We start from the raw sequence: 9852 nt of genomic DNA, 5'->3' as shown, positions 1-9852 counted from the left end.
TGCGCAGCGCCGGGCGCGGGCCCTGCCCGCGGGCGCGGCCGCAGGACGCGCACGGGACCGCGCCGGCGCCGAGAGCCTACTCCGCCAGCCGCCGACGGAACGCCTCCAGCGGGTCGAGCGCACGCCCGCGCGCGCCCCCGCCCGGGACCAACCCGCGCGACGCGAGATCCGCCAGCGCCCCGTCCTTGTCCCGGCTGGACCGGCTCGACCCGAACTCGAAGTCGAAGGCGGTGCCGATGTTGCGGGCGAACATGCCCCCGATTCCGGTCAGAAACCCGACCAGCGTGTTGACCAGGGCGCTGTTCTCCGCCCCCTTGCTCAGCGAGAGCAGGAACATCACCAGCGCGATGCCCACCACCGCCGCGAAGGCCGCCGCCAGCATCACGTCGCCCCGCCGCCCCCGGGTCCCGTGCAGGGCCAGCGCCACGTCGCGCGCCCGCGCATCCGCCCGGTCGGCGAACTCCGCCTCGCTGCGCGCCAGCGCCACCTCCGCCAGCCGCGCCTTCAGCGCCGCCATCACCTGCGCGTCGGCCCGGGCCGCGGCAAGCGCCGCCTCCCCCGCCCCCGGCGCTCCGGGCTCCACCCCCGTCGCCTCGCGCACCGCCGCCCCCACCGCCGCGGCCAGCGGCCCGCCCACGGCCTCGCCCGTCAGGCGCGAGACCAGCGCCGGAGCCAGCGCCGCCACCAGCGGCAATAAAGGAAACGCCATGTCGGCCTCCCGGGTTCAGGACTGCAGAGGACGCGCCGGACCGCCCAGCGCGTAATAAACCGCCTGTGCCGCGGCCATCACCGAGGGGCCGGGCGCCCCCGTCTCCGGCAACCGGCACTGGCGTTCGAAGCGCAGGATGGCGGCGCGGGTGCGCGGGCCGATCAGCCCGTCGGCCGGGCCGGGATCCGCCCCCAGATGGGTCAGCGCGTGTTGAAGCGCCGCGACGGTCGCCACGCGGAACCCGGCGCCCGCGCCCCCGGCCTCCGCCCGCGCCGCCTCCTCCGCCCATGCCGCCGCAAGCTTCACGTCATACCCGCCTACCGCATAGCCCGGCCCGTTATAGCCCCGCGCAAACCCCGCCCAGTCCCGCGCCCTCAGCCGCCCGTCCAACCGCGCCCCCCGCACGAAGCCCACGAACGCCTCAAGCTGCGCCGCCTCGTCCTCGCACTGGTCCGCGACGAAACTCTCGACGTCGGACCACCCGCAAAGCGCCGCATTGCGCCCCAGTATCTGGAACCTCCCCCAGGACGCCGCCCCCAGCGCCGCCGGCCGGTCCAGCGCCACGGCCTGCGCCAGCCGTGCATATTGCGCCTCGCCCCCCGCCCCGTAGCCCCCCGGCGCCGCGTCCGAGACCTCGGCCGCCGCCCCATCGAAGCGCCCGTCGGTGAGCCGATGGAAAACATGCCGCTCGAACAGGATCGGCGGCCGGCCCGAGGGCAGAAACGCCGCCCCCCGGCTCTCCACCCGCGCCACCGCCCTGATCGCGGCCAGCTCGCAGCCCAGATCCGCCGCCGCCGCCAGCCACGGCCCCTCGTCCCCGATCAGGCGGGCCGCGCCGCGGAACCCGTCAGGGGCGCGGCGCGGCCAGGCCTCGGCCGCTCCGCCCGGGGCGGAGGGCGCTCCGCCCGCAGCCCCCGCGCCCGGCGCTTCCATCGGAGGCGCAGGCGCGTCGGGACGCGGCGGAGGGGGTGACGCGCGCAAGGGCGCGGCGTGTCGGGGCATGGCGGGCTCTGTCGCTGGACCGGCCCCGGACGCGCCGCGCGCATCCCGTCGGGCGAGAGCTGGCACCCTCGCGGATCAAGGTTGATTTTTCGTCAATTCGGAAGGTCATCGCCCGGCCCGAAACCCGGCCCAACACGGCCCGCCGCCCCCGCCCGGGCGCCGGCCTCGCGCAGCGAGGCGCGGGCGCGACGGGGCTCGATGCCCCGGAGCGCCCGCCCCCTCGGGCCGGCGCTACCAGTCGTGCTTCCAGCCCAGACCGACCGCCGAGGCGTCGGGTCCGGTCTCGGCGTCCACGGTGAAGTTGTCGAAGACCTCGATCTCCACCTCCACCGCCGGGGCGCCGCCGTCCACCGGCTGCTTCACGCCCACGAAGACGCCGTCCGCCACGTTGCGCCCCGCCTTCACCGCCGTGCTCTCGCCGGTGGTGTCCACCGACAGCGTATCGAGCCCGACCGCCGAGCGCACCTGCCCCAGCACGCCCTCGTCGCCGCTCAGCAGCGTCGCCACGCCGCTCGCCAGCTGCAGCGCCTCCGCCGCCGTCATGCTCTGGCGCGGACGCCCGAAGATCACCCGCGGCAGGACCTCGTCCTCCGGCAGCGCCGGCGACGATTCGAAGGCCAGCTGCGGGTCCGAGGCGTAGCCCCGCACCGCGATCCGCCCGGTGATGTCGTCGCGCTCATGCTCCAGCGACACGTCGATCGACGGGTTGAGCGTGGTCGACCCGTCGAAGCGCACCAGGCCCCGCACCAGCTCGAAATCCCGGCCGAGGAAATCCAGCGTCCCGCGCCGCTTCTGCACCGTTCCGCGGATCGAGGGGGCCGAGGCCCGGCCGGTGATGTCGAGCGACATCTCCCATTCGCTCGACAGCCCCCGCCCGCGCACGAAGATGTTGCCCGGCGCCCGCACCTTCAGGTCGAGGATCGGCCCGCCGGACGCCGCCTCCTCCGGCTCGGGCGGCGGCGCGCCCTTGATCTCCACCTCGCCCAGCGTGGCGAGCGAGGGCGGCGAGGCGTCGACCAGCCGGACCTCGGCCCGGTCGACGGTGATGGTCCCGGTGACCTGCGGCGCGGTCAGCGGCCCCTCCGCCCTGATGTCGGAGGTGATCGCCGCCGTCACGTCGTCGCGGCGCACCAGCACCGCCTCGCGCGTGGTCAGCACCGCCTCGATCTCCTTGCCCTTCAGCTGGATCTCGGCCTCCACCGGCCCCTGCGCGCCATCCAGCGCCGAGACCCGCACCACCAGCCCGCCCCCCTGCTCGCGCAGGCGCGAGCGGACCGTGAGATCGCTCAGGATCGTCCCCGTCTCAAGGTTCTGATAGGCGCCGTCGGTCAGGCGCACCCGGCCGGCGGGCTTGGGATCGTCGTAGGGGCCGGTCACCCGCAGGTCGAGGTCGAGGTCCCCGTTCAGCACATGATCCGACAGCGGCAGCAGCGGCCAGATCGACTCGACCCGCCCCTTCCACGTCACCCCCGCATCGATCGGCGCATGCGCCGGCGGGGCCGGGATCAGCCCCGCCGGGCGCAGCGGCAGACTGCCCGACAGGCGCAGCCCGTCGCCGAAGCCGCCGGTCACCTGGCCGTCGACATTCAGAAGCCGCCCGTTCCAGTCCGCCCGCAGCGCGACCGCGAGCGTCTGGCCCGCGTCCTCGGTCACATCGGTCACCGCGAGCTCGGAGGCGTCCACGACCACATTCGCCCTGGCCGAGCCCGCCCGGGTGTCGAAGGTCGCCGTCATCCGCATCCGGCCCGATTCCACCGGCGCGTCCACGAGCGCCGCCAGCGGCCCGAGATCGGCCATGTCGAGCACGATGTCGCCCACCAGCCCGCCGCCGCGCAGCGCCAGCCTGCCGGTCAGCGCGCCGCCCGGCAGCGCCACGTTCAGCCCGTCGAAGCTCTGCGCCCCGCCCGCCTGGCGCAGGGTCAGCGCGCCTTGCTGGCCGATCGCGGTCTCGCCCGCCTGCAAGGCCAGCCGGCCGAAGCGGAAGGTCGCGCCCTCGCCCGCCAGCGCGCCCTCGCCGGTGACGCCGAGGCTCACCGGCTCGCCCTTAGCCGTCTCGCCGGTCGCGTCCAGCACCAGCTTCAGCGCGTCGAGCGCGCCCCGCGCCGAGAGGTCGATGCGCGAGAAGGTGGCCGCGCCCGCCGCGTCCACGCCCTCGATGCGCAGCGTCGCCTCGCCCTGGGGATCGGCGATCAGGTTCGAGGCTTCGGCGTCCAGCACCGCCGAATTCACCGTCGCACCGCCCGCCGAAATCCCCCGCGCCGTCGCCTTCGCGGTGGCCGAGGGCGCGCCTGTCAGGTCCGTCGCCTCCACATGCGCGACGACCTCGCGCACCGTCGCGCCGCCGGCATTCACCCCGGTCGCGGTCAGATCGGCCACCGCCCGCCCGGCCTCGGCCAGCAGGTCCGTGCCGGTCGCGTCCAGCTTCAGCCGCGCCACCTCGTTCCCGTCGACCTCCACCCGCTCCGCCACCGCGCTCAACGTGCCGCCGGGGGCTGCGATCAGGTCCTGCAGATCCGCCTCGAACGTCACCGTCTCGACCGAGGCGTCGGGCGCCGTCAGCCCCAACCCGGTCAGCTCGCCCTTGGCCTTGACCGAGGGCGCGCCGGTCAGATCCATCGCCGTGCCGGTCACTTCAGCGCGGGTCATCCGCGCGGTCCCGTCCTCGGCGCCCGGCCCCATCGCATAGACCACCCCGTCCGCGCCCAACGCGAAATCGGCAGAAGGCGTCCCCAGCGCGTCGCGCACCGAGACATTGGCGTCCGCCCGCTCGGTCTTCGCGCCGAACCCCTCGAAGCCGGTCAACTCCGCCGCCAGCTTGCCGTTCTGCGCGCCGTCCTGCGGGGCGAGCGTCAGCGTGCCGGTCATCGCGCCCGCCAGCGGCGACCCCGCCAGATCCGAGAACCGGCCCAGATCGTCCGCCGTCACCGCCAGATCGCCCTGCGCGAGCCGGGTGGCGAGATCCACCCGCAACCCGCCCTGCGCGGTCGCCCCCATCGCCTCCGCCGACAGATCGCTCAGCACCAGCCGGTCGCCGTCCAGCTCGAAGCCGGTGACCACCGCGGCAGGCCCGTAGGGCGTGCCCTCGGCGCGCAGCGACAGGTCGCCGCCGATCACCGGGCCGACCGTAACGTCATGGTCGAACTGCACCCGCCCCCAGCCATCGCCCTGATATTCCAGCGCCTCGGCCGCGAGCTTTCCCGTCACCTTGAGGTCGTCGAACGGCCCCTCGGCATGGCCCGACGCCTCGATCCGCCCGCCAGCGTCCTGTCCGTAGGCGTTCGCCACCGGCTTCAGCTCCGGCGTCGCGAACGTGTAGTCGACCGAAGCCCGGCGCGCCGCCAGATCCGCGTCGCCACTGGCCGAGACCGACAGCAGCGGCGAGGCGACGCTCAGCGTCTCCAGCACCGCCTGCTGGTCGGTCAGCCCGTAAGTCGCCTTGATCGCGAGCCGGGTCTCGCCCATCAGGTCGGGCCCCAGCTTGTCGAGCCGCACCTGCTGCGCCAGCCCTGACGCATCCAGCGTCACCCGCTCGTCCGCCATGGTCACCGCCAGGTCGAGATCGGCCGAGCCCAGATCCGCCGGCGCCGTCGCCAGCCCCGCCAGATCCAGCGCGCCCTTGGCGGTGAACGCCGTCCCGTCCCCCTTCAGCGTGCCGTCGAAGCCCAATCGCTGGAAGTCCACGCCCTCGGCCAGGGCCGCCAACGGCTCCAACGCCTCCAGCGTCAGCGCGAAATCCATCGCCGAGCTGTCGCGCGCATAGTCGCCCGAGACCGTCATCCCCAGAGCGGGCGAATCGAACCGCCCCTCCTCGATGCGGATCACGCCGCCCTCGGTCTCCTGCACTTTCAGATCGAGCCGCGCCGCCGCGCCCAGCGCCACTTTGGCGCCCGGATCAAGGAGGTCACCCGGAACCAGCCGCAACCGCAGCGACGCCCCGATCGGCGCCTTGGCGTTGACCGTCGCCTCGCCGGTCACGTCGATCATCCGCTCCGCCTCGGCCGACAGCGTCAGCCCCCAGTCGGTCAGCGGGCCGGAGGCGTCGACGTCCACATGCGACGCGCTCCCCTCCGGAAGCCCGGCCAGCGCCGCCACCAGCCCGCCCGCCGCCTCGCGGGCGGCGAGCTTCAGGGTCAGGCTCTCATTCGCGAAATCGCGCAGGTAGTTCAGGTCGATCCGGCCCTCGACATCGTCGGTCCGGGTCAGGTTCAGCTTCAGGCTCTGCTCGTCGCCCTCGTCCACGAACGACCCCGTCGCCTCGAAGGCCAGCGACTGCGGCGCGATCACTCCGGCGGCGACGAAGGCGCGTTCCAGCCGCATCTCCTGCACCCGCGTGGTGATTGGGGACCGCGGCCAGGCGAAGGGATCGAACACCGCCTGCCCGATCTCGCTGTCCTCGTTCACCGTCACGTCGGGCGGGGTCGGCGCGCGCAGCACCTCCATCCCCACCACCGCCAGCCTGCGGATCTCCAGCTCGCCGCGCAGGATGCGCGAGGCGTTCCAGTTCAGATCCACCGCCTCGGCCCTGAACCACACGCCCTCGCCGTCGGCGATGGCGACGCCGGCGAGCCGGGTCACGCCATCCTCCGGCTCCTCGATGCCGGTCGCGGTGATCTCGAACTCGCCCTCGACCGAGATCTGCTTGAGCAGGAACTGCACCAGGGAGTTCTTCAGCCCGAAGATCGAGATCTGGGCCTGCCCGGGCCCCGCCCAGACCGCCGCCGCCCCGACCAGAAGGACCGCGGCCGCGAGGCGGAGGAAGGTCGCGCGCCGCCCGGCGCGGAGGGTCGAAGTCCGCATCAGTAAGCCTGTCCGATGGAGAAGTAGAAGCCGAACGGATCGTCCACGTCCCGCGGGTTCAGCGGAAAGGCGATGTCGGCGCGGATCGGCCCCACGGGCGAATAATAGCGCACCCCGAAACCGGCTGCGAAGCGCGGCTCGTCCTGGAAATCCGGATAGACCTCTTTCGATACCGATCCGCCTTCCGCGAACGCCGCCACCCCGACCGGGCCCCAGACCCGGGCCCGCATCTCCAGCCCCGCCTCGATCACCGAGCGGCCGCCGGTGGGATCGTTGTCGCCGTCGAGCGGCCCGATATAGTCCTGCTGATAGCCGCGGACCGACCCGCCGCCGCCCGAATAGAACCGCTTGGTGATCGGCACGTCGTTGAAATTCTCCGCCATGATCGACCCGATCCGCCCGCGCGCGGCCAGCACGTATTTCTTCTCGTCGTCGAAGGGCAGATAGGCCGAGGTCAGCAGCTCCGCCTTCAGGAACTGCGAATCGCCGGCGTCGCGCGTCGCGTAATAGGGCGTGGCGTAAAGCGTCGCGCGAACCCCCTCGGTGGGGTTGAGCAGGTCGTCGGCGCCGTCATAGCTCACGAAGCCGGGAATGCCGTAGAGGAACAGGTTGTCCTCCACCCCGTCGTCGAGGATCTGCGAATATTCCAGCACGCCCCCGGCGCCCACCGTCCAGTAGCGCCCGATGCGCCGCTCGAGCCCGGCGCCCAGCAGCACCCCGGTCTCGTCATAGGCGTCGTTCTCCTCGTGCTTGGCCACGAAGTCGAAGGTCAGGTCCTGGCGCCGGCGCAGGAATTGCGGCTTGCGCAGCTCGGCGGTCAGGTTCTGGTCCTCGGCGCCGGCCGACAGGTCGACCCGCAGCCGCTCGCCCTCGCCCCACAGGTTGCGATGCACGAAGCCGCCCTGGACGCTCGGCCCCTGGTCGGTGTCGAAACGCAGCCCCGCGGCGACGGTGCGCCGCTTGGCCTCCTCCACCGTGACGGTGACCGGGGTGACCGGCCCGCCGGCCTCGGGCGGGGTGCGGGCGACGTCGACCACGACCGAGTCGAAAAGCTCCGTCGCCATCAGCTCGCTCTGGTATTCGCGCAGCTCGCGGCGGTCCACCGCCTGGCCTTTGCGCCAGGGCCGGTAGGTGTTGACGTGGCCGGGCTCGACATGCTCCAGCCCGTCGACCCCGATCCGCCCGTATTCGGCGTAGGGGCCCGGCGCGATGCGGGTCTCCACCGCGATGGTGTCGGCCTCCAGATCCGCCACCGCCCGCCGCCCCTGCAGCTTCGCCCAGGGGCGCCCCTGGTTGAGCAGCGCCGTCATCACCCTGGACTCGGAGGCGAGGATCGTCGCCGCATCCGCCCGCCGCCCGACCGGAGAGCCCATCTCGTCGGCGGTCGGCATGGTCACCGGCGGCCCGTCGGGCACGTCGACCAGTTCGAAATCATGGGTGACCAGCTGGAAGGCCGGGCCCGGATCGATGGTCATCCGCGCCAGCGCCCGGCCCATCGGGGCGGCGGGCTCGGCGGCGGCGGCGTCCGCGTCGGCCGTCTCGGCCTCGGCCTTGCCGGTCAGCTCGGCCCAGGAGATGTCATGCGCCCGGCCCCCGGCGGCGGGCTCCGCCGCGGCCGGCGCGGCCGCCGGAGCGGAGGGCAGGTCGACGACCTCCACCGTGATCTCGGGCTGGTAATATCCGAAGCTCTTCAACACCTTTTCGGCGGAGGCCACGTCCTCTTCCGCCCGCCGCTTCAGGATCGCGCGGCTCGGCGCGCCGTTCTCCTGGCGCCGGTAGAGCAGCAGCGTCTGCTCCAGCAGGCTGGTGGCCTCGTCGCGGGGCGAACCGACGACCTCCACCTCGTATTCGATGCCGGTGTCAGGGGCGAGGAACTCCGCGGGGGGAATGTCGCCCGCCCGTTCCTCCCCGAAGCCGCAGGCGCCCAGCGCAAGGGCCGCGCAGAGGCTGAGGACGGACGCCAAGCGGCGCGCAAGACGGGGCCCGGAGGTCCGGGACACGGGTTCGCTGGTCATCGGAACAGACACCACTCGGATTGCGGCGAGGGAATGGCGGGGCGCCCACTGCCCCGTCTCCCGCGTTATGCCGTCATTCGCGCGCAGGCTGCGGCGTCGCCGACGGCTTGGCAAGAGCCCGGGGGCTCAGCGTCCGCGCTGCGGGATGCGTCCGCGCGGGTCGGCGCCCGGGCGCAGCCGCGGGGCGGTGCCCGGCTTGGGCTTCGGCTTGGGGCGGCGCGCGGCGAGCACCTTGTAGACCTTGTCGCCGGCGATCTCCTCGACCTCGGCGAAAAGCTCCGCCAGCACCCGGTCATAGGGCAGCGTGCGGTTGGCCACGATCACCACCTGCCCCGACAGCTTCACCAGCCGCGAGGCGGAGACCAGGAACGCCTCGCCCAGCGCCAGCGCCACTTCGCGGCCGTCATGGAACGGCGGGTTGGCGATGACGAAATCGAGCTTGCCCACCGCCATCCCCGGCGCGCGGGCGTCGGCCCAGCGGAAGCCGGCGCGGGGGTCGGCGATGTTGAGCCGCGCGCAACCGAGCGCCGCGTGATCGGCCTCGATCAGCTCGACCGAAGTCACGCCGGGCTGCATGAGAGCGGCGGCGGAGAGATACCCCCACCCCGCGCCCAGATCCGCGCCCGCGCCCTTCAGCTCGGGCAGCGCCGCGGCCAGCATCGCCGAGCCCGGGTCGACCCCGTCGCGGGAGAACACGCCCGCCGAGGTCACGAACGCCTGACCGTCCGGCCCGGTCGCGGCCGGGGAGGGCAGAGCTTCCGCCGCCCAGGCCGCGAAAATGTCGGGGGTGGTCTCCAGCCGCTCCGTGGTCAGGATGCGGCCATGCTTCATCGGGCGGGCGGATACCGCCAGGCCCTCGCGGCGCAGCGCCTTCTGGAGGCTCTCGATGCCGTCGGTCTTGGCGCCGGTGGCCAGCACCAGCCCGCCGGGACGGGTCATCGCCCAGGCGCGGGCGAAATTGGCGCGGGTCTCGTCGCGGGCCCGGGTCAACGCGACCGCGGCCATCGGGAACGAGCCCGCATCCTCGGGCAGCGCGGCATGAACCGTGCGCCCCTCGGCCACGAGCGCGTCATGCGCGGGGCGGAACCCCTGCTCGCAGACCAGCGCGTCGGGCGCGAAACGCGACCCCGGCCGCGCGCGCAGCACCAGAAGGCCCCCGGGTTCGGGGGCGGCGATCTCGCCCGTCTCGAACGGGACGGCGAGCAGGTCCATCGGATCGGGATCAGCCATGCGCGTCCCCTAGCGCCCGGCGGGCGGAATGAAAAGCCCGGCCGTGCGCCGGACGATCAGCGGGGGCCGGCCCCCGAGCGGCGCGAGGGCGGGGCCGAG

5 protein-coding genes are annotated in these 9852 nt (G+C 73.7%); all 5 read right to left on the bottom strand.

The features are described from left to right. Positions 1-76: 76 nt before the first annotated feature. Entirely contained in the window at positions 77-709 is a 633-nt protein-coding gene (locus tag ACTB72_RS17990) for a hypothetical protein (RefSeq protein ID WP_463038387.1), read from the bottom strand. 15 nt (positions 710-724) lie between these two features. Beyond that, positions 725-1642 (bottom strand): N-acetylmuramidase domain-containing protein, encoded by a 918-nt coding sequence (locus ACTB72_RS17985; RefSeq protein ID WP_463038386.1) that lies wholly within the window; start codon positions 1640-1642, stop codon positions 725-727. Positions 1643-1942: 300 nt separating this feature from the next. Further along, positions 1943-6508 (bottom strand): translocation/assembly module TamB domain-containing protein, encoded by a 4566-nt coding sequence (locus tag ACTB72_RS17980; protein WP_463038385.1) that lies wholly within the window; start codon positions 6506-6508, stop codon positions 1943-1945. After that, the gene (locus ACTB72_RS17975; protein WP_463038384.1) at positions 6508-8472 is read right to left on the bottom strand and encodes an autotransporter assembly complex protein TamA; all 1965 of its coding nucleotides are present in this window, start codon (positions 8470-8472) and stop codon (positions 6508-6510) included. Before ACTB72_RS17975 ends, ACTB72_RS17980 begins: the two co-directional genes overlap by 1 nt. A 177-nt stretch (positions 8473-8649) precedes the next feature. Next, positions 8650-9753, bottom strand: coding sequence for a class I SAM-dependent methyltransferase (locus ACTB72_RS17970; protein ID WP_463038383.1), 1104 nt, complete (start codon positions 9751-9753; stop codon positions 8650-8652). Between the last annotated feature and the right edge of the window lie 99 nt (positions 9754-9852).

This window comes from Albimonas sp. (genome assembly GCF_055129145.1).
Note: the sequence above shows the minus strand (reverse complement) of the source record. Positions and strands in the feature narration are given on the sequence as shown.

What these genes read in the sequence shown, in the direction of transcription:
- ACTB72_RS17990 (WP_463038387.1), bottom strand. Translation starts at nt 709, where the DNA reads ATGGCGTTTCCTTTATTGCCGCTGGTGGCGGCGCTGGCTCCGGCGCTG.
- ACTB72_RS17985 (WP_463038386.1), bottom strand. Translation starts at nt 1,642, where the DNA reads ATGGAAGCGCCGGGCGCGGGGGCTGCGGGCGGAGCGCCCTCCGCCCCG.
- ACTB72_RS17980 (WP_463038385.1), bottom strand. Translation starts at nt 6,508, where the DNA reads ATGCGGACTTCGACCCTCCGCGCCGGGCGGCGCGCGACCTTCCTCCGC.
- ACTB72_RS17970 (WP_463038383.1), bottom strand. Translation starts at nt 9,753, where the DNA reads ATGGCTGATCCCGATCCGATGGACCTGCTCGCCGTCCCGTTCGAGACG.